The organism is Streptomyces sp. NPDC046887 (genome assembly GCF_040644755.1).
GTDB classification, from domain to species: domain Bacteria; phylum Actinomycetota; class Actinomycetes; order Streptomycetales; family Streptomycetaceae; genus Streptomyces; species Streptomyces lichenis.
On sequence record NZ_JBEYXH010000002.1, the window covers coordinates 62,830 to 82,060 of the forward strand.

Annotated in this window: 16 protein-coding genes and 1 tRNA gene; 5 read left to right on the forward strand and 12 right to left on the reverse strand. The window is 73.3% G+C overall.

The window, feature by feature from the left end:
• Nucleotides 1-27 precede the first annotated feature (27 nt).
• Nucleotides 28-870 (reverse strand): NAD(P)H-binding protein, encoded by an 843-nt coding sequence (locus tag ABZ945_RS03355; protein ID WP_361263101.1) that lies wholly within the window; start codon nt 868-870, stop codon nt 28-30.
• A 101-nt stretch (nt 871-971) separates the two neighbouring features.
• On the opposite strand from ABZ945_RS03355, the gene ABZ945_RS03360 reads away from it, so the two are divergent.
• Nucleotides 972-1,568 (forward strand): TetR family transcriptional regulator, encoded by a 597-nt coding sequence (locus ABZ945_RS03360; protein WP_361263104.1) that lies wholly within the window; start codon nt 972-974, stop codon nt 1,566-1,568.
• Nucleotides 1,569-1,637: 69 nt separating this feature from the next.
• Here the strand turns inward: ABZ945_RS03360 and ABZ945_RS03365 are convergent, their stop codons facing one another.
• The 3 genes from ABZ945_RS03365 to ABZ945_RS03375 form a co-directional block, all read right to left on the reverse strand.
• A complete protein-coding gene (locus ABZ945_RS03365) occupies nt 1,638-3,488 on the reverse strand; it encodes a tetratricopeptide repeat protein (RefSeq protein ID WP_361263107.1) in 1,851 nt (616 codons plus the stop codon).
• 272 nt (nt 3,489-3,760) lie between these two features.
• A tRNA-Met gene (locus ABZ945_RS03370) sits at nt 3,761-3,834 on the reverse strand.
• Nucleotides 3,835-3,978: 144 nt separating this feature from the next.
• Entirely contained in the window at nt 3,979-7,005 is a 3,027-nt protein-coding gene (locus ABZ945_RS03375; RefSeq protein ID WP_361263836.1) for a UPF0182 family protein, read from the reverse strand.
• Between the two features lie 246 nt (nt 7,006-7,251).
• Here ABZ945_RS03375 and ABZ945_RS03380 point away from each other — a divergent pair, with 246 nt between their 5' ends.
• Nucleotides 7,252-7,809, forward strand: a complete 558-nt coding sequence (locus ABZ945_RS03380; protein WP_361263110.1) for a PPA1309 family protein — start codon at nt 7,252-7,254, stop codon at nt 7,807-7,809.
• An 85-nt stretch (nt 7,810-7,894) separates the two neighbouring features.
• Here ABZ945_RS03380 and ABZ945_RS03385 read toward each other — a convergent pair whose 3' ends face one another.
• The 4 genes from ABZ945_RS03385 to ABZ945_RS03400 all read right to left on the reverse strand — a co-directional run bounded on the left by ABZ945_RS03385 (nt 7,895) and on the right by ABZ945_RS03400 (nt 11,321).
• Nucleotides 7,895-8,983: a PDZ domain-containing protein gene (locus ABZ945_RS03385; protein WP_361263113.1), complete on the reverse strand. Its 1,089-nt coding sequence runs from the start codon at nt 8,981-8,983 to the stop codon at nt 7,895-7,897.
• An 89-nt stretch (nt 8,984-9,072) separates the two neighbouring features.
• Nucleotides 9,073-9,255, reverse strand: coding sequence for a hypothetical protein (locus ABZ945_RS03390; RefSeq protein WP_361263116.1), 183 nt, complete (start codon nt 9,253-9,255; stop codon nt 9,073-9,075).
• 273 nt (nt 9,256-9,528) lie between these two features.
• Nucleotides 9,529-9,990 carry a molybdenum cofactor biosynthesis protein MoaE gene (locus ABZ945_RS03395; RefSeq protein WP_361263119.1) on the reverse strand — a complete coding sequence of 154 codons (462 nt, stop codon included), beginning with the start codon at nt 9,988-9,990 and terminating at the stop codon, nt 9,529-9,531.
• A gap of 221 nt (nt 9,991-10,211) precedes the next feature.
• Nucleotides 10,212-11,321 carry an SDR family oxidoreductase gene (locus ABZ945_RS03400; RefSeq protein WP_361263122.1) on the reverse strand — a complete coding sequence of 370 codons (1,110 nt, stop codon included), beginning with the start codon at nt 11,319-11,321 and terminating at the stop codon, nt 10,212-10,214.
• 255 nt (nt 11,322-11,576) lie between these two features.
• Between ABZ945_RS03400 and ABZ945_RS03405 the strand changes: the two genes are divergently transcribed.
• Both ABZ945_RS03405 and ABZ945_RS03410 read left to right on the forward strand, forming a co-directional pair.
• Nucleotides 11,577-13,040 carry a zinc-dependent metalloprotease gene (locus tag ABZ945_RS03405; protein ID WP_361263125.1) on the forward strand — a complete coding sequence of 488 codons (1,464 nt, stop codon included), beginning with the start codon at nt 11,577-11,579 and terminating at the stop codon, nt 13,038-13,040.
• Nucleotides 13,037-13,576 (forward strand): NUDIX hydrolase, encoded by a 540-nt coding sequence (locus ABZ945_RS03410; RefSeq protein WP_361263128.1) that lies wholly within the window; start codon nt 13,037-13,039, stop codon nt 13,574-13,576. The genes ABZ945_RS03405 and ABZ945_RS03410 overlap by 4 nt, the downstream gene beginning before the upstream one ends.
• A gap of 113 nt (nt 13,577-13,689) precedes the next feature.
• Here ABZ945_RS03410 and ABZ945_RS03415 read toward each other — a convergent pair whose 3' ends face one another.
• The 4 genes from ABZ945_RS03415 to ABZ945_RS03430 all read right to left on the reverse strand — a co-directional run bounded on the left by ABZ945_RS03415 (nt 13,690) and on the right by ABZ945_RS03430 (nt 17,795).
• Nucleotides 13,690-14,445 carry an AIM24 family protein gene (locus ABZ945_RS03415; protein WP_248632559.1) on the reverse strand — a complete coding sequence of 252 codons (756 nt, stop codon included), beginning with the start codon at nt 14,443-14,445 and terminating at the stop codon, nt 13,690-13,692.
• A gap of 18 nt (nt 14,446-14,463) precedes the next feature.
• The gene (locus tag ABZ945_RS03420; protein WP_361263131.1) at nt 14,464-15,144 is read right to left on the reverse strand and encodes an AIM24 family protein; all 681 of its coding nucleotides are present in this window, start codon (nt 15,142-15,144) and stop codon (nt 14,464-14,466) included.
• Nucleotides 15,145-15,157: 13 nt separating this feature from the next.
• A complete protein-coding gene (locus ABZ945_RS03425; RefSeq protein WP_361263133.1) occupies nt 15,158-17,005 on the reverse strand; it encodes a TerD family protein in 1,848 nt (615 codons plus the stop codon).
• A 211-nt stretch (nt 17,006-17,216) separates the two neighbouring features.
• Nucleotides 17,217-17,795 carry a M48 family metallopeptidase gene (locus ABZ945_RS03430; RefSeq protein WP_361263136.1) on the reverse strand — a complete coding sequence of 193 codons (579 nt, stop codon included), beginning with the start codon at nt 17,793-17,795 and terminating at the stop codon, nt 17,217-17,219.
• Between the two features lie 179 nt (nt 17,796-17,974).
• Here ABZ945_RS03430 and ABZ945_RS03435 point away from each other — a divergent pair, with 179 nt between their 5' ends.
• Complete coding sequence (locus tag ABZ945_RS03435) at nt 17,975-19,147, forward strand: ThiF family adenylyltransferase (protein WP_361263139.1); 1,173 nt, start codon at nt 17,975-17,977, stop codon at nt 19,145-19,147.
• The last annotated feature ends 84 nt before the right edge of the window (nt 19,148-19,231 follow it).

Sequence of the window (19,231 nt, forward strand, 5' to 3'; positions counted from 1 at the left end):
TCGCCATCGGCCCATGCAAATCGCCGGTCAGCGGCGGAACGCGGAGGCGTGGTCGACGGCCCACCGGCGGAACGTCCGCGGCGCCGTCCCGAGGATGTCGGCCACCGCGGTGGTGCGGTACGCGGGCTGTCCGACCGCCGCGCTCCACGCGGCGAGCAGCATCTCCACGACCGCGCTGGGCGCCGTGCCCTCCGACAGCCTTCGGAACTCGTCCGGCGCCATCTCCTCGAAGGCGATCCGGCGCCCCAGGGCGTCGGCGATGACGTCCACCTGCGCGGCCTGGGTCAGCGGTGCGGGGCCGGTGAGGACATAGTCGGCTCCGGCATGTCCGTCCTGGTAGAGCGTCCGCGCCGCGACGGCTGCGACGTCGCGGTCGTCCACCGGTGCCGTCTCGGCGGCGCCGTAAGGCCACCGGACGACCTCGCCGGCCCGGATCGCGGGTGCCCACCAGGCCAGCGCGTTCGACGCGAGCATCCCCGGCCGGATGACCGTCGACTCAAGCCCGGTGGCCGCGATGAGCCGCTCGATCCCGGCGTGCAGCTCCGCCATGGGATTGGGCTGCCGGAAGAAGGGGTGCGGCGTCTGGTGCGGGGAGGAGAGGAAGACGACCCGCCGCACCTGGGCCGCCAGCCGCCCGACGACCGCCGGGGCGGTCGGAGGCGGGGCGGTCCAGACGAGGAAGACCGCACCGGCACCGCGCAAGGCCGGGTCGAGCGACTCGGGCACGGCGAGGTCGCCGGTGAAGACCTCGACCTCCGCGGGCAGCGTCACCGCCGTCCCGGAGCGACGGGTGAGGGCGCGGACCGGCACGCCCGCTTCGAGCAGTCGGTCGATGACGACGCGGCCGATCCGGCCCGTCGCCCCGGTCACGAGCACAGGGGGAATGTCTGTCTGATGCGGCTGATGCATGCCGCCATGAAAACGTTACTCGGTTAAAAAAGCAACTGGGTAACGAATGTTACGCTGGTCAGATGAGCGAGCCGACGGGGCTGCGGGCCCGCAAGAAGGAGCGGACGCGCGACGCCATCGGCGACGCGGCCGTCTCACTGTTCCTGGAGCACGGCTTCGACCGCGTCTCGGTCAATGACATCGCCGCGGCGGCCGAGGTCTCCAAGCCGACTCTCTTCCGGTACTTCCCCACCAAGGAGGACCTGGTGCTGCACCGGTTCGCGGACCACCAGGGCGAGGCGGCACGCGTCGTCCGCGACCGCGGGCCCGGCATCGAGCCGGTGGCGGCGCTGCACCGGCACTTCCGGGCCGGCCTCGATCGGCACGACCCCGTCACCGGCCTCAACGACCACGCCGAGGTGGTGGCGTTCCATCGGCTGGTGTTCACCACACCGAGCCTGGCGGGACGACTCACGCGGTACCAGCTGGAGGACGAGGAGGCGCTGGCGGACGCCCTCGGTGACGGCATCCGGGCACATCTGCGGGCCGCCCAGGTACTCGCGGTCCAACGGGTGCTCGCCCGGACCAACTGGCGGAGGATCGCCGACGGCCGAGCCGCCCGCGACGTCCACCCCGAAGCCGTGGCCGACGCCGACCTGGCATTCCACCAACTGCGCTGACGGGTGGCGCGCTCCCGACCGAAGCGGCTTGACCCACAGCCGACCGGACCGACCGGCCGGACCAGTGGCTCAGGCCGTCAGCTCCTGGTGCAGGGCCTCGCTCAGCCGGGCCGCGCGCTCGGCCACCTCGGCCGGGCCCAGCTCCACCGCGCGGGCGCACCAGCGGCGTCCCTCGGCCAGCTCGCCCCGGCGGGCCGCCAGCAGCGCCAGCCGCAGCGCGGCCCGGCCGTGCCCGGCCCGGGCGGCCCGGGTCCACCACAGGCAGGCCTCCCGCTCCTGGCCGTCCCGGGCGAGCAGCAGCCCGAGGTTGAAGGCGCCGTTGCGGCTGCCCGCCTCGGCGGCCTCCCGGTACCAGCGGGCGGCCTGCTGGTTGTCGCCGCGCTGGGCGGCCAGCATGCCGACCCGCACCTGCGCCCGGCGGTGCCCCTGCTCGGCGGCCCGCTCGTACCACTCCTCGCACTCGGTCTTGGGCGTCCGGGACTCGCCGAGCGCCGGGGCGACGGGCCCGGGCTGGCGCGCGTCCAGCACGGTGGCCAGCCGGAACGCGGCCTCCGCGCTGCCGCCGCCGGCCGCGCACCGCAGATGGCGCTCGGCCTCCTGCTCGTCGCCGTCCCGCAGCCGGGCCATGCCGACCTGGAGGGCGGCCTCGGTGTGCCCGGCGGCGGCCGCCCGCTCGTACCAGCGCAGCGCGGCGCCGTCCTCGTCCCGCCCGGCGTGCAGGATGCCCAGGTTGAAGGCGGCGTCCACGCTGCCCGCCTCGGCGGCCTTGGAGAACCAGGGCTCGGCGCCGCCCGGGTCGCCGCCCTGGAGCAGCAGGATGGCCAGCGCGTTGGCCGCCTCCCGGTGCCCGGCGTAGGCGGCGCGGCGGTACCACTGCTCGGCCTGGGCGGTGCGGTTCTGCCCGGCGAACAGCAGGCCCAGGTTGTACGAGCCGTTGACGTCGCCCGCGTCGGTGGCGGCCCGGTACCAGCGCTCGGCGGTCTGGTGCTCGCCGCGGGCCGCGTGCAGGGCGCCCAGCGCGTTGGCGGCGTTGCCGTCGCCGTCCTGGGCGGCACGCAGCCACCACACGGCGGCGCTGTCCTCGTCGCCCGCGTCGCGCAGCAGGAAGCCCAGGGCGCAGGCGGCCCGGGCCTCGCCGTCCTTGGCGGAGGTCAGATACCAGCGGCCGGCCTCGCGCAGATCACCGCGGCGCTCCAGGATGGCGCCCAGGTGGAGGGCGGCCCGGCGGTGGCCGCGGGCGGCGGCCTGCCGGTACCACTGCTCGGCGCTCTCGCCGCCCTGGCCCACCTCGGTGCCCTCGGCGCCGGGCCGCTCGGCGGCCTTGCGGTCCAGGGCGCGGGCGAGCCGGTAGGCGGCCTCCCGGTGGCCCTGCTCGGCGGCGGCCCGCAGCCAGCGCTCGGCGCCCACGTCGGTGCGGTGCTCCAGCAGGTCGGCCAGGGCGTACGCGCCGAGGGCGTGGCCCTGCTCGGCGGACTGGCGCAGCCAGTACTCGGCGGCGGGCTCGTCGCCGCGCTCGCGGTGGTGGCGGCCCAGCGCGTGCGCGGCGGCGGCCGAACCGGCCACGGCGGCCACCCGCCACCAGCCGGCGGCCTCGTCGGTGTAGCCGCGCTGGTGCAGCAGGACGCCCAGGTTGTTGGCGGCGGCGCGGTCGCCCTCGGCGGTGGCGGCGCGCAGATATGGCTCGGCGCCGTCCAGGTCGCCGCGGCGCAGCAGCAGCGCGCCGAGCACGCTCATCGAGGCGGTGTCGCCCTCGTCGGCGGCACGGCGGTGGCGGGCCTCGGCCTCCACGGCGGCCTCGGTCCCGTCCAGGGTGACGGCGTCCATGGCGGCGTCACCGGTGGCCTCTGCGGCGGTTCCGGTCTGCCTCTGCACAAAACGCCCTGTCTCCAACAGAGTTGCCCTGTCCCCCATAATTCCCATCGTCGCACCACCCGCTACCCGCGTACACCTGGTATACCGCAGCCAGTGAGGTCACTTCAGCGTTTTGTCGACATGCCCACAGAGAGACAAGTCAAACACGCGGTGGGTCAACTCCGCCCGGCAGGCTGGATCTTCGCACCCCGCACTGACAAACCCTGCCCCGTTGACGCGGAGTGTCCCGCTCGGATGCCCGAGGTCCCCGTCACACCCCCCGTGACGGCATACGACAAGGGCCCGGATCCCTGTCTGGGATCCGGGCCCTCGCCCTTCAGTAGCGGGGACAGGATTTGAACCTGCGACCTCTGGGTTATGAGCCCAGCGAGCTACCGAGCTGCTCCACCCCGCGTCGTTGTGTTCACAACCCTAGCACGGGTGCGGAGCCGCCCCTGACCACCGTCCGGCCCATGACGTGCGCGGACGCCCGGGGACGGGCCCGGGAGGACGGCGGTGGACCGGGCATACACACCCCCGGTCCACCGCCGTCCCTCACTCACTCCCCGGCCGGCTTCGCACCCTCCGCGGGCTTGTCCCCGGCCGCCGGCTTCTCGCCTGCCGCGGGCTTCTCGCCCGCTGCCGGCTTGTCCCCGGCCGCCGGCTTGTCGCCCGTCGCCGGGGCGCCGTTGGCGCCCGGCTTCTCCGCGTCGATCCGGGCGTCCGCCTCGGCGGCCCGGCGCAGCGCCTCGGAGAGGGCCTCCTGCGCCTTGCCGTACGCCGTCCAGTCCTGCTTGGCCAGCGCCGCCTCACCGTCGGAGAACGCCTTCTGGGCGTCCGCGATGGCCTTCTGCAGGGCGGCCTGACCGGTGGCCGGCGGCTGCTCGGTGTCACCGGGCGGCTGGGTCGGCGGTGTCTGGCCGTCCACCCCGAAGACCGCGTTCAGCGCCTGGGCGAGGTTGTCCTCGAACACCGTGGTGTCCTTGGTGGTGTCGCCCTCGGGCTGGTCGGCGTCCACATACGACACCGCCACCTTCTTCAGCAGCGGATAGAGCGCGTTGCGCCCCTGCGCGTACACCGGTTCGACGTAGAGGAATCCGCCGTCGAGCGGGACGGTGAGCAGGTTGCCGTACTGGATGTCGGAGTCGGCGCCTCTGAGGTCGCGGACGAACTGGGCCACCGACGGAAGGCTGTTGAGCTTGGACTGCACCTGGGCCGGGCCCGGCACGTCCGAGGTGACTCTCAGCAGCCTTATCTTGCCGTAGTCCGCGCTGTTGGCATCGGCGTCCACACTCATGAACGCGCCCAGGTTGGGGCGTCCGCTGGGGGTGAACGTCGTGGTCAGCGAGAACTGCTGCTTCTCCTGGCCGGGCATCTTCAGGCTCAGGTAGTACGGCGGGACCGCGTCGCCGTTCTTGTTGGTCGGGTCGTCCGGCACCTGCCAGGCGTCCGAACCGCTGTAGAACTGCGCCGGGTTCTGGATGTGGTAGCGGGTGAGCAGCTCGCGCTGGACCTTGAACATGTCCTGCGGGTAGCGCAGGTGGTCCTTGAGGTCGTCGGCGATGGCGCTCTTGGGCTGGACCGTGTCGGGGAACGCCTTCATCCAGGTCTTCAGGACCGGGTCCTCGGTGTCCCACTGGTACAGCTTCACCGAGCCGTCGTAGGCGTCCACGGTGGCCTTGACCGAGTTGCGGATGTAGTTGACCTGGTTCTGCTGGGCGATGACCGCGCGGGTCTGGTTGCCGGAGGTCAGCGAGTCCGCGGTGGTGTCACCGAGGGTGGTGCGCGAGGCGTACGGGTAGCCGTTGGTGGTGGTGTAGGCGTCCACGATCCACTGGATGCGCCCGCCGACCACGGCCGGGTAGGCGTCGCCGTCGATGGTCAGCCAGGGGGCGACGGCCTCGACGCGCTGCTTGGGCGTGCGGTTGTACAGGATCCGCGAGCCGTCGCCGATGGCGCCGGAGTAGAGGATCTGCGGCTCGCTGAAGGAGACCGCGTAGGCCGCCCGGTTGAACGGGTTGGACAGGTCCACCCCGCTCTTGCCGCGGTAGCTGGTGGTCTTCTCGCCCTCGCCGCCGCTGGCGTCGTAGTCGAGCTCCTTCTGCGGTCCGCCGACGATCGAGTACTGCTCGGTCTTCTCGCCGTAGTAGATCCGCTGCTCGTACGTGCCCAGGTCGCCGCTGCTGGGCAGCCCGGACTCGGTGAAGACCGGGGAGCCGTTGGCGTCGACCGAGGTGCCGGTGGCCGCGATGGCCCCGTAGCCGTGGGTGTAGGTGAAGTGGTCGTTGATCCAGTTCCGCTTGGGGATGCCGCGGATGTTCAGCTCACGCAGACCGACGACGGTGTCCTTGCCCTGGTACCGGTCGACGTCGAGCGTGGTCGGGAACTGGTAGTACTTCCGCCGCTGCTCCAGCTGCTGGAAGGTGGGCGAGACGATGTTCGGGTCGAGCAGCCGGTAGCTGGCGGCCGAGTCGGAGTCGGCCCGCAGGACGTTCTTGTCCTTGACCGTGGACTTGCCGCTGTAGTTCTCCGCCTTGGTGTCGGCGATGGCGTAGGCCTTGCGGGTCGCCTCGATGTTCTTCTGGATGTACGGGGCTTCCTTGGCCTGCTCGTTCGGCTGGACCTGGAACTTCTGCACGATCGCCGGGTAGAGCCCGCCGATCAGGACGGCGGAGAGCACCATCAGCCCGAAGCCGATCACCGGCAGCTGCCAGGTGCGGCGCCACAGGGTGGCGAAGAACAGCACCGCGCAGATCACGGCGATGCAGAACAGGATGGTCTTCGCCGGCAGATAGGCGTTGGCGTCGACGTACCGCAGACCGGTCCAGTTGCCGGTGGCCTTGAAGTCGCTGGACTTCACGGCCAGCCCGTAGCGGTCCAGCCAGTAGGCGACGGCCTTCAGCGCGACGAAGACGCCGAGCAGCACCGACAGATGGCCGGTGGCGGCGGCGGTGGCCCGCGCCCCGGGGCTGGTGACGCGCAGCCCGCCGTAGAGGTAGTGCGTCAGCGCGGCGGCGATCAGCGACAGCACGGCCGCCGCGAAGCCGAAGCCGAGCAGGAAGCGGTACCAGGGCAGATCGAAGGCGTAGAACGACACGTCCAGGTCGAACTGCGGGTCCTTCTGCCCGAAGGGCACGCCGTTGACCCACATCAGCCAGGTCCGCCACTGACCGGAGGCGGTGGCTCCGGCGATCAGCCCGACCAGGGCGGTGATCGCCAGCAGCACCCACTTGCGGTACGGGGCGAGGCCCATCCGGTAACGGTCCAGGCTCTGCTGCTCCAGCGACATCGCGCTCAGCGGCGGGCGCAGCCGGTAGGCCAGCCACATGTTGACGCCGACGGCGAGCGCCATCAGCAGCCCGAAGACCGCGAACAGGCCGACCTTGGTGAGCAGGGTGGTGGTGAAGACGGAGGAGTAGTCCACCGACCGGTACCACAGCCAGTCCGTCCAGAACCCGGCGAACATGACGAAGAGCATGGCCAGCACGGCCAGCACCCCCAGCGTCATGAGCAGGGTACGGGCCCGCCGGGAGGGCCGGCCGACTCTCATCCGTGGCCCGGTCGGGCCTCCGCCGCGGTCCGGCATCTGGAAAGCCAACGTGCGCCCCTTGTGTTCGCGATCGTGTTCTGAAACGTGCGCGCCGCCTGCGGCGGTGGCGCCGGTGCGGGCCCAGCGATGGTAGAGCCCACTGATGCAACTTACTGAGGCTTTACCTAGTTCCCGCATCCGGGGCGGAAGACGGGGATTCCCACGTCCGTGGTGATCCCCCGGTCCGGGACGGAAGGAGGCCGGGTTCCCGCTTCCGGGGTGGGAGGAGGCAGGATATTGACCATGTCCAATGTTTCCCCCTCCGGTCCCCCGATGGCCGCCAGCCCGCTGACCCGAGCCGTGCTGGAGATCGACGAGTACGCGGCCGGTCTCGGCTGGGACCAGCCCGCCCGGCTCTTCGCCCTGGTCGACACCGAGCGGCTGCGCTCCCAGGAGCCCCGGCTCGCCGCCCAGCTCGGCCTGGAGGGTGAGTCGGCCGCCGCCCCGCTGACCCCGATCGAGCAGGACGAGGTGCCCGCCGACCGCCCGCTGGACGAGTTCCTGGGGACGGTGGCCTGGCCGGAGGCGGTGGCCGGCTGCGCGATGACCGTGGAGCGGCTGATGCTGCCGCCGTCCGCCGAGGCCTCGGTGCCGGACGGTCTGGACGAGGCGGGCCTGGCCGCGTGGGTGGCCCGGCACCCGGACCGCCAGGAGGTCCGGATGACGGTGGCGGTGCTACGGGACGGGGCCCGGGAGTCGGCGCTGCGGCTGCGCGCCAAGGACTCGGCCACCGAGGTGCTGACCGGCTCCGACCTGGTCCCGGGCCTGGCCGACGCGCTGGCCGCGACCTTCGAGGGCTGACACCGCCGTACGCGAGAAGCGCACGAAGGGGGTACGGGCGGCGGCTCCGCCCGTACCCCCTTCGCGTCCCCGGTCGTCCTCGCCGTCAGCCCGCCGAGCAGCTCGGCAGCCCGGAGGTCTCACCGGCCCGCAGCTTCTCCAGCGAGTTCACCGCGCTCTTCAGGTTCTCGACCTTGATCAGGGTGAGCCCGTCGGGGATGTCGGCGGCGGCGGTGGCGCAGTTGTCGGCGGGGGTGAGGAAGTAGCGGGCGCCCGCGTTCCGCGCGCCCACGAGCTTCATGGTGATGCCGCCGATGGGGCCGACCTTGCCCTGGTCGTCGATGGTGCCGGTGCCGGCGATGAACTTGCCGTCGGTGAGGTCGCCCGGGGTCAGCTTGTCCACCAGCCCGAGCGAGAACATCAGCCCGGCGCTGGGGCCGCCCACATCGGCCAGCTTGATGTCGATGGGGAACGGGAAGGTGTGGTCGACCATGGCCTGGATGCCGACGATGGCCCGGCCGCCCTCCTCGGAGGCGGTGGTGGTGAGCACCACCCGCTCGGTGTCGACCGGCTCCCGGCCGGCCTTCTCGGCGGCCGCCGCGTCCTTGGCGGTGACGATGGTGAACTCCACGTCCTGCTTCGGGCGGTGCTTGGTGACCAGCTTGGACACGTCCTGGGGCTGGCGGACCGGCTGCCCGTCCACTTCCTTGATCACGTCTCCGGCGTGCAGGGTGCCCTCGGCGGGGCCGTCCTTCTGCACGGAGCCGACGACCACCTGGGTGGCGACCGGGAGGCCGAGCTGCCCGAGGGCGGCCACCTTGGCGCTCTCCTGGGACTGGCTGAACTCCTCGGCGTTCTCCTGCGTGGACTGCTCCTCGGTCTTGCCGTCCGGGTAGAGCGTCTCGTGCGGCACCACCACGCTGTCGTGGGCGATCCAGCCGTAGACGGCCTCGGGGAGGTTCATCCGGTAGTCCGCGCCGGTGACCCTGACCGTGGTCATATTGAGGTGACCGGTGGTGGGGTAGGTCTTGCGGTCGGAGATCTGGAGCACCGGTTCGCCGCGCGCCTCACCGAGGGTGTTGACCGTGGGGCCGGGACTCATCTCGGAGTACGGCACCGGGAAGAAGACGCCCGCGCAGAGCAGCGCGATCAGGATGAGGGTCGAGGCGAGCATCGTCGCGGTGCGGCGTGGCATGGAACGACAGTACGGGACCGGCCTGTGTGTGCACCCCCGGGGCCGGTCCGTCCGGGGCGGGTCCGCGGACTCCGGTGGACAGGCGGCGGCTACGCGACCGGTTCGGGCCGTTCGCCCTCGGAGTCGGCCCTCTCCATGGCGTCGCGGAAGCGGGCGTACCCCGCGAGTTCGGCGACATCGCCGGTGGTGCGGTCGCGGGAGGCCCAGCCTCCCCATATCGCAGCGCCGACGGCGGCGAACAGCGGAATCAGCAACCAGGCCAGAACTGCCATCACGACCTCCCGTCCCCAGTGTGCCGAGCAGTACCTCGCCGACGGCATGCGCGTCATAAATCCGAGCGGCATGCATACAAGCGGCTGACTGCATCAGCAGATTAGCCCTTCACGCCTACAACGCTGGTGCCCGGGGGCGGGTTACGCAAATCGGTCGTCCGCCCGCCGTCCGGGTGGTCTCCGTGCGGCGGGCGCGAGACGACCGGGCGCGCGGGCGCCGGAAAGACCGCTGGTGGAGGGGGCGTACCGGTGCGCGGGGCGGCGCACCCTACCTCAGCAGGCGCCGACCCACTCCTCGGTGCCGTCCGAGAAACGCTGGTGTTTCCAGATCGGCACCTCGTGCTTGAGGTCGTCGATCAGCTTCCGGCAGGCCGCGAACGCCTCCGCGCGATGCGGGCAGGAGACGGCGACCACCACCGCGAGGTCGCCGACCGCGAGCTCGCCGACCCGGTGCACGGCGGCCAGGGCGCGGACCGGGTGGTCGGCGGCCACCTTCTCGGCGACCCGGCGCAGCTCGGCCAGGGCGGTGGGGTGGCTGGAGTAGCCGAGGGCGTCCACGTCGGCGCCGCCGTCGTGGTTGCGCACGGTGCCGACGAAGAGCGCGGTGCCGCCGGCCGCGTCGTCCCCGACGGCCCGGAAGACCTCGTCCAGGGAGAGCGGGGTGTCCCGGATGTCCAGCAGCCGGATCGGGTCCGCGGCCGCGTACTCGCCGGGGTGCTCGTGCGTGGGTGCCATACCGCCATCGTGCCGCACCGCACCGGCCGGGCGGAATTGCCCGTTCACCCGGCCCGGGCGGGCCCGCCCTTGGAGCCTCCTACAGGGGCGCGGGGGCGACGGGCCCGGGCCCTGTGCACGTACCCGTACCCGTGGGCGTACCGCCGCGCACCCGGTCGCGTACCCCTGCGGTGGGCCGCCGGTGCGGGCCGCCGGCCCGTACCCGTACGCGCGACCCGGTCCTAGATCCCGCGCCTGCGGCGGGCCCGGCGTACCAGGGCGGCGGTGCCGAGCAGGGCGACGGTGGCGCCCGCGGCGGCCGGGGCGATGGCGTCCTTGGCGCCGAGCCGGCGGCCCGCGACCGTGTGCCGCCCCTCGGCCTCCGCCAGCAGCGCCGCCAGCACCTCCTCGTTGGTCCACTTCGGCCGCCAGCCCGCGTCATGCAGCCGCCCGACGCTGACCACCCAGGGGTGCATGGTGTACGCGAGGTCGCCGGCCGGGGACGGGGTGAGCCCGATCCGGTGCAGCCGGGCGGCGGCGCCCAGCGCGACCGCGGACGGCAGCTCCATCCGCCGGATGCCGCTCAGCTGCTCCACGTCCTCCTGCTCCAGCCAGCCGTCGCAGCCGACCGCGAAGTCGCCCTCGACCTTCTCCAGCGCCGCGTACTCCAGCGCGCTGACCAGGTCCTCGACATGGCAGAACTGCCAGGCGGGGCGGGATCCGGCGACCACCAGCAGCCGCGGCGACTCGAAGTAGCGGGTCAGCGCGGTGTCGGTGCCACCGACCAGCACGGCCGGGCGCACCACGGTGACGTTCAGCCCCGGGTGGGCGCGCGGCGCCCGGCGGGCCAGGCGCTCGATCTCCAGCAGGTCGCCGACCCCGGTGGCCTCGGCGGTGGCCCGCAGCTCGGCGTCCTCGGAGAGCGGGATGTCGTTGTCGGGCAGCGCCCCGTAGACCATCGCCGAGGTGCAGAGCACCACCCGGCGCACCCCGGCGGCGGCCGCCGCGGTCAGCACGGTCTGGGTGCCGCGTACGTTGAACGCGGTGCGGGCGGCCGGGTCGGTCTCCAGATCGAGGTCGAGCGCCAGGTGCACCACCACGTCCGCGCCGCGCAGCTTCTCGGCGATCGCCGGGTCGCGCACGTCCAGCACATGCCACTGCGCCTCGGCGCACTCGCCGCGCCGCTCGTCGATCGCGAGGACCTTTCTGACCTCCCCGGACGCGGCCAGGCGGCGGGTCAGCAGCTCGCCGGCGCCGGAGGCCGCGCCGGTGACCGCGACGACGGGGCCCCGGCCGGCGGGCTGGGTTGATGCGTTTCGCGCAGCGCGAACCTGCGGATCTGGGGAACTCACCGGGCGTCTCCAGCGGTTGTCTTCAGTACGTATGTATATGACGCGTACGTACCAGGTGGCGTCCATCCTGCCGCAGGCCGGGGCCCGGCGGGGCACCCAGCCCCGGGCGTGCCCTCCGCGCCCCCGCCGGGGGCGGTGGTCAGGGCCCGTCCGCCAGGCCCCTCGCGGGTGGCGGGCGAGGACCTAGGCTGGGTGGAGAAGTCGGGCAGTCCCGCCGCCGGCAGAAGCCGGCGGCCCTACGAGCCGAGGAACCCCGTGAGTGACACCCCATTCGGATTCGGCCTTCCGCCGGAGGAGCCGGAGGACGGCGACGACGGCAAGAAGAAGGGAGGCACCGGAGGTGGCCAGGACGGTGGCCAGGGCGGCGGGAACAACCCGTTCGGCTTCGGCGGCCTGCCGGGCGGCTTCCCCGGCGGCCAGGGCGGGGACAACCCGTTCGCCGCGATGTTCGGCGCGATGAACCCGGGCGACCTCGGCGCGGCCTTCCAGCAGCTCGGGCAGATGCTCAGCTACGAGGGCGGCCCGGTCAACTGGGACATGGCCCAGCAGATCGCCCGGCAGACCGTCGCCCAGGGCACCGCGGACGGCACCAAGGACGCCAGTGTCGGCCCGGGTGAGCGGGCGGCCGTCGAGGAGGCGGTGCGGCTGGCGGACCTGTGGCTGGACGGGGTGACCTCGCTGCCGTCCGGGGCGAGCACGGCGGTGGCGTGGAGCCGCGCCGAGTGGGTGGAGGCCACGCTTCCGGCCTGGCAGCAGCTGGTCGACCCGGTCGCCGAGCGGGTCGGCACGGCGATGGGCGATGTGCTGCCCGAGGAGATGCAGGCCATGGCGGGCCCGCTGATCGGCATGATGCGGTCCATGGGCGGCGCCATGTTCGGTCAGCAGATCGGGCAGGCCGTGGGCACCCTGGCCGGTGAGGTGGTCGGCTCCACCGACATCGGCCTGCCGCTGGGCCCGGCCGGCAAGGCGGCGCTGCTGCCGCTGAACGTGGCCGCCTTCGGCAAGGACCTGGGCGTCTCCGAGGAGGAGGTCCGGCTCTATCTGGCGCTGCGGGAGGCCGCCCACCAGCGGCTGTTCGCCCATGTCCCCTGGCTGCGGGCGCACCTCTTCGGCGCGGTCGAGGGATACGCGCGCGGGATCAAGGTGGACACCTCCAAGCTGGAGGACGCGGTGTCCGGGCTCGACCCGTCGAACCCGGAGCAGTTGCAGGAGGCCCTCCAGCAGGGCATGTTCCAGCCGGAGGACACCCCCGAGCAGAAGGCGGCGCTGGCCCGGCTGGAGACGGCGCTGGCGCTGGTCGAGGGCTGGGTGGACGCGGTGGTGCACGAGGCCGCCAAGTCCCGGCTGACCTCGGCGGGCGCGCTGCGCGAGACGCTGCGCCGACGGCGCGCCTCGGGCGGTCCGGCGGAGCAGACCTTCGCCACCCTGATCGGCCTGGAGCTGCGGCCGCGTCGGCTGCGGGACGCCTCCCGGCTGTGGGCCTCGCTCACCGACGCCCGCGGGGTGGACGGCCGGGACCACCTGTGGGAGCACCCGGACAACCTCCCCACCGCCTCCGACCTGGACGACCCGGACGGCTTCGTCCACCGCGAGCACCTGGACTTCTCCGAGCTGGACAAGATGCTCGGGGAGGCGGCGGGCGGGTCCAAGCCCGGCCGGGACCAGGGCGGCAATGCCTCCGACGGCACGGATGAGGACAAGGGCGACAGCGAGAAGTGACCCTGCACGATGACGCGGCCCTGGTCCTCAAGGGATACGAGGGCCGGGGCGAGGACCAGTCCGCGCTGCGCCAGGCCTATCTGGACCATCTGGCCGCCCACCCGGAAGCCCTGTGGAAGGCCTGCGGCGCCGGGCATCTCACCGCGAGCGCGCTGGTGGTCGACCCGGAGCGCGGCCGGGTGCTGCTGACCCTGCACCGCAAGCTGGGCATGTGGCTCCAGATGGGCGGCCACTGCGAGCCCGGTGACACCTCGCTGGCGGCGGCCGCGCTGCGCGAGGCGACCGAGGAGTCCGGGGTGTCCGGGCTGGCGCTGCTGCCCGGCGGACCGCTGCGGCTGGACCGGCATGCCATCCCGGCGCCCTGCCACTGGCACCTGGATGTGCAGTACGCGGCGATCGCCCCGCCGGACGCGGTGGCGGCGATCAGCGACGAGTCGCTGGACCTGCGCTGGTTCGGCTACCAGGACGTGGCCGAGGTCGCCGACGACTCGGTGGTCCGCCTGGTGGCGGCGGCCCGGGCGGCCCTGGCCGGGTGACGGGTGCGGGGCCGCGTCCCCGTACCGGATGGCCTGTACGGGAAGGGGGCCGGCCCCGTCACCGGGACCGGCCCCTTCTCCGTACCTCTCACCGCGGCCGCCGACCGCCCCGCTCAGTTCCAGGCGTTGTTCTGGTTCTGGGCGTGCGAGCCGTGCTGCCCGGCGCCGAACTGGGCGCGCACGCCCTGGCCGATGTCGGCGTGCTGCGGCGGCATGACCTCGCTGGGCTGGACGAGGGCGAAGCCCTGGCCCATGAAGCTCAGCTCCCAGCCCTCCCCGGTGTCGCCGCGGCGGCGGCGCACGCTGGAGGAGTGGGTCTGCGCCTGCATCTGCACCCGCAGGCCCGATGACCAGGCGACGATGGCGTCCGCGTCCACGTTGACATAGGTCTCGGGTGTGACCCGCATCATCAGCGGCTGGCCGGAGGTCATCAGGGCGACCTGGCCGCGGCCGGAGATGTTGAGCTGGTACTTGCCGGAGCCGGAGATGCCGTACTGGCTGTCCACGGCGATGACCTCGGTGTGCAGGGTGGAGTCGAGCGCCAGCACATAGGCGCTGTCCACGGTCAGTCCGTCCTGGTCGACGTCCACCACATGAATGTACTGCGCCAGGTTGGCCAGGTAGACGGTGCCCTGGCCGGAGCAGCGCATCAGGTCCAGGCCCTCGCCGGTGCGGGCCCGGGCCCGGCGCTGGGTGCCGGTCTGCACCTCGCCGTCGAAGTCGACCAGGCCCTGGTAGGCGACCATGGCGCCCTTGCGGGCGAGGACGTCGTCATGACCGGTGAGGGCGACCCGCAGCAGCTGGGGGTTCTGCACCGCGTAACGGTCCTGGGTCTGCTGCTCGGTGTAGCTGAAAAGCGGGCTCTGCATGATCTGTTCCGCTCCCCCTCAGCCCCGGACCCGGAGCCGGTCGGTGCTGTCCTCGCTCGGCTGTACGACGACGATGCCCTGGCCGGAGAAGGCCATCTGGTAGGCCTCCCCGCTGCCCCGCCCGATCAGGGAGGAGGCCTTGAAGCTGCGCTTGCCCTTGACCTTCAGCGACGGCGACCAGGCGACCAGCGCGTCCGGGTCGACATAGGTCTCGTCGTCGCCGCGTCCGCAGTCGACCACGATCGGGGTGCCGCGGGAGGTGAGCGCCACCCAGCCGGTGCCGGCGATCTGCACGTTCCACAGGCCCTGGCCGGCGAATTTCGCCATGCCCTTGACCTTCTCCACACCCCACTGGAGGTGGGCGTCGAAGGCGAGCAGGTTGGTGCCGTTGACCGAGAGCGCGTCGTTGTCGAGGTTGATCACCACGACGTCGGCCCCGTAGTCGGCGAGGTAGAGCAGACCGTCTCCGGTGCACTTCATGATCGGCGCGCCCTCGCCAGTCACCCAGGAGGAGGCGATCTGCCGGACGGCGGGCGGGTTGGGCTCGTAGGTGACGAAGCCCTCGTAGGCGACGACGGAGCCGGTGCGCGCGTACAGGTCCTGGCCGGAGGCCATGGCGACCTTGAGCATGGCGCGGCCGTGGTTCTCCATCCGGGCCGCCACCGGGGTCGGGGCGTAGCCCGCGAGCTGCTGGTTCATGATCCGGGCTCCTTCAGACCTCGTAGGGCTGGACGACGATGAAGTTGCCGGGGGCGCCCCGGAACTGGAGGTTGACGGTCTCCCCGCTGTGGCCCGGGTAGGCGTTGCGCCGCAGCCGGACCTGGCTGGAGAGCACCACCTGGGAGGCGGCCGACCAGGCGACGACCGCGTTGCAGTCGGCGAAGGTGGTCGGGGTGACGGGGAGGACCACCGGGGTGCCGTGGGTCTTGACGATCACGGTGCCGGTGCCCTGGAAGAGCATGGTGAACAGCGCCCCGCCGGGGATGCCGTGGCCCTCGATGCGGCGGACCTCGTGGTGCAGCGACTCGTCGAAGGCGAGGACGTTCTCGGCGGAGACGCAGATCCCGTCGCCCTGGAGCTCGATGGGGTGCAGATGGGCGCTGTCCTCGGCGAGGAAGACCTGCCCCCGGCCGGAGCAGCGCATCAGCTGCATCTCCTGGCCGGTGGCGTTGCCGACGATGCGGCCGCTGAAACCGGCGCCCTTGTAGCCGAACTCGACCTTGCCCTGGTACATCACCATGCTGCCCTGGCGGGCCAGCACCGGCGTGCCGCCCATGGCGAGGTCGACTCGCATCAGCTGCTGGTTCTGCGGGGTCCAGCGCTGCCCGGTGGGGGTCTCGCGGTACTTCTGCAGGGCGGCGGCGAGCCCGGGGCCACCGGGCTGCCCGCCCTGCGGGACGCCGTACTGCTGGCCTCCGCCGCCGGGCGGCTGCTGCCCGAAGGGGGCGGGCTGCCCCTGGCCGTACGGGGCGGGCTGGCCGTAGCCGCCGGACTGCGGGTACCCGTAGCCGCCGGGTGCGGGTGGCTGGCCCTGCCCGGGCACCTGCCCGTACGGCGGGGTGTGGCCGCCGGGCGCGGCGGGGGGCTGGCCGTAGGGCGCCTGCGGGGGCTGCCCGTGCGGCGCGGGCGCGGGCGCCGGGGGCACCAGCGGGGCGGCCATGGTGGGGGCCGAGTGCATGGGCTGGCCATGCGGCGGGGTGCCGTACCCCTCCGGGGCGGGCGGCGGGGTGCCCGTGGGCTGGCCGTGCGGCGGAGTGCCGTATCCCCCGGGGGCCGTGGGCTGCCCGGGTGCGGGCGGCGGGGGCGGGGGCGCGTTGAAGGACGGGGCGGGGCCCTGGCCGCTGCCCTGCTGGCCGACCGGGGCGCCGAAAGACGGAGCGGGCGCGGGTGCGGGGGGCGCGGCGGGGGCGCCGCCCTGGTGGCCGGCGGGGGCGCCGAAGGCGGGCGGGGCGCTCGGGGCGGCGGCCTGGGGCGGCGGGGCGAAGGCGGGCGGCTGCTCCTGCCCCGGCCCCTGCTGCTCCTGCTGCTGCTCCTCGGCGACCTCGCCGCCGAAGTTCTTCAGCAGCGCGTCCAGCCCGCCGTCGAAGCCCTGGCCGACGGCGGCGAACCGCCAGACGTCCTTGAGGTAGAAGTCGCCCAGCATCAGGGCGCGCTCGGTGCTGAACTCCGAGCCGTCGAAGGCGTAGCGGGCGACCTCCTGGCCGCCGGCGACGATCCGCAGATAGCCGGGGGCGACCTGGGACATCTGCCCGGCCCCGTCGATCGTCGCGGTGAACGACAGCTTGTGGATGTGCGCCGGGATGCGGTCCAGGGTGACCCGGAAGGACTCGGTGTCACCGGCCTGGGCGCCGAGCAGCTGGATGGACTCCTCCGGCGACTTCGGCTGATTGAAGAAGACGAAATAGCGGTCGTCCGAGAGCCGTTCGCCGGCGTCCAGCCCGAAGCAGCTGATGTCGAAGGTGAGACCGGGGCCCGTGATCTGCACCCCGACGTACAGATCGGTCCCCGGTGTCAGGTCGCTGATCTTGGCCTTGTGGCCGCGTTGGAATTCCCTGGCCATGCGTAAGACCGTCCCCCATCCCGATGGTGTTTCCGTCGCGCCAGGCTAACGGCTGCCGCCGACAATGGACCAAGCCGGAACGGTTTCGGAACACGATCGTCGAAGTGACGGACCACCAGGCCACCGAGCCGGTGAAGACCGTCACCCGGAGTGACGAACCCCCTCTGCCTGCTGCCCTCCCCGGCCGTCCCGGCGCCGTCCCCGGCCGTCCCTACTCGTCCACACCGCCGCCGGGCGGATGGGGCAGCCGGGCGGCCGCCGCCACCCCCTCCAGATAGCCGCGGGCCCGCTCGGTGCGGGGATAGGCCTCAAGGAGTCGCCAGAACCGGGGGCCGTGGCCGGGGACGAGCAGATGCGCCAGCTCATGGGCGAGGACGTAGTCGATGACGTACTCGGGCATGCCCTGGAGCCGATGGGAGAGCCGGATGCTGCCCTCGGCGGGCGTGCAGGACCCCCAGCGGGAGTTCTGGTTGGTCACCCAGCGCACCGAGGTGGGGCACGCCCGGCCGCCGAAGTACTGGGCGGACAGCCGCTCGGCCCGCTCGCTGAGCTCCGCGTCGCCGAGGGCGCGCTTGCTCTCCTGGGCGGCGAGCTTGTCGAGCATGACCGTCACCCAGCGCCGCTCCTCCGCCTCTGACATCCGGGCCGGGATGAGGACGATCGTCCGGTCGCCCTCGCGGTACGCGGACACGGTGCGGCGGCGGCGTGAGCTCCTGCGTACCTCGACCGCACGGGCCGCCGGCGGGGCGGGCGGGTCGCTGGTCGGGCTGCGCTGGGGATCGGCGGGCACGCCTCGACGTTACCGGGTGCCACCGGCCCACGTCCCGAACGCAGGGACCCGGGCGCCGTCACCATGCCCCCGGTGTGATCAGCCCACCGCCCCTGTGGACAACTTTCCGCGCCCTCGGCCGAAGGAGGCCATCCTGCTGACAGTGACCGGTTCGGACGGACGGACAGACGGGGGACGGTGTGCATCCGATGGTGAAGCCCGCGCTGCGGCGGGCCTGGCGTGATCTTCAGTATGTGCAGTTCGGAGCGGCGCCCGCGCACGCGGTGGTGCTGGGTCCGTTGGACACCACGACCGGCAGTCTGATCGGGCTGCTCGACGGCACCCGGGGGCTGGGGCTGCTGCGGCAGGAGGCGCGGGCGCTGGGCCTGCCCGACGGGCGGCTGGAGGCGCTGCTGGACCGGCTGGCGGCGGCCGGGCTGCTGGACGACGCCGCGTCCGGCGGCCCACGGCCCTCCCCGCCACTGGGTCCGGAGCAGGACGGCAGGGGCGGCGGCGGTGGGCAGGAGCGGCTGTGCCCCGACCGGGCCTCACTGTCGGTGGTGCACCGTGAGCCGGGCGGCGCGGCCCGCCGACTGGAGGCCCGGTCGGCGATGAGAGTGCAGGTCAGAGGCGCCGGACGGGTGGGTGCCGGCATCGCGGCGCTGCTGTCGGCGGCCGGGGTGGGGCAGGTGGAGGTGCTGGACGGGGGCCGGGCGGAGACCTGGGACGTGGCGCCGGGCGGGCTGCCGCCGGAGGAGGTGGGCGAGCGGCGGGACACGTCGGCCCGACGGCTGGTGCGCCGCTGCCGGCCCGGTGGCCGCTCGCCCCGGTCCGCCGGTCCGGGGCGCGCTGGGACGGCCGGTTCGGAGCCGGGGGTGGCGCTGGTGGTGGTCGCCCCGAGGGACGGCCTCGCCGCCTACGCCCCGGACCCGCTGACCGCGGAGGCCTGGGTGGCGACCGGCACCCCGCATCTGTACGCGGGGGTGGTGGAGGCGACGGGGGTGGTGGGCCCGCTGGTGCTGCCGGGCGGCACGGCGTGCGTCCGGTGTGTGGAGCTGGAGCGCACCGACCGGGATCCGGCGTGGCCGCGGATGCTGGCGCAGTGGCGTTCGGGCCGGCTGAGTCTCATCCCTCCGTGCGACGTCAGCCTGGCGGCTTCGGTGGCGGGTCTGGCCGCGGCCCATGCGCTGGCCTTCCTGGACGGCGATCTGCCGGCGAGCACCGGGGCGCGGTGGGAGGTGTCACTGCCGCTGCTGGAGTGGCGTGCGGTGCGGGTGGCCCCGCATGCCGACTGCCCGTGCGGGGCGGCGGCCCGGTCGGTGGCGGCCCGGGCCTCGGCCTCCGGGCTCGGGCAGGACACAATGGCGGGGTAGGCGTGGTCGGGCGCGGTGCCGCCGGCGGGTGGCGGGACGGCCGTCCGGGCGTCACGGCACGGCAGTCAGGACCTGGAGGGGCGC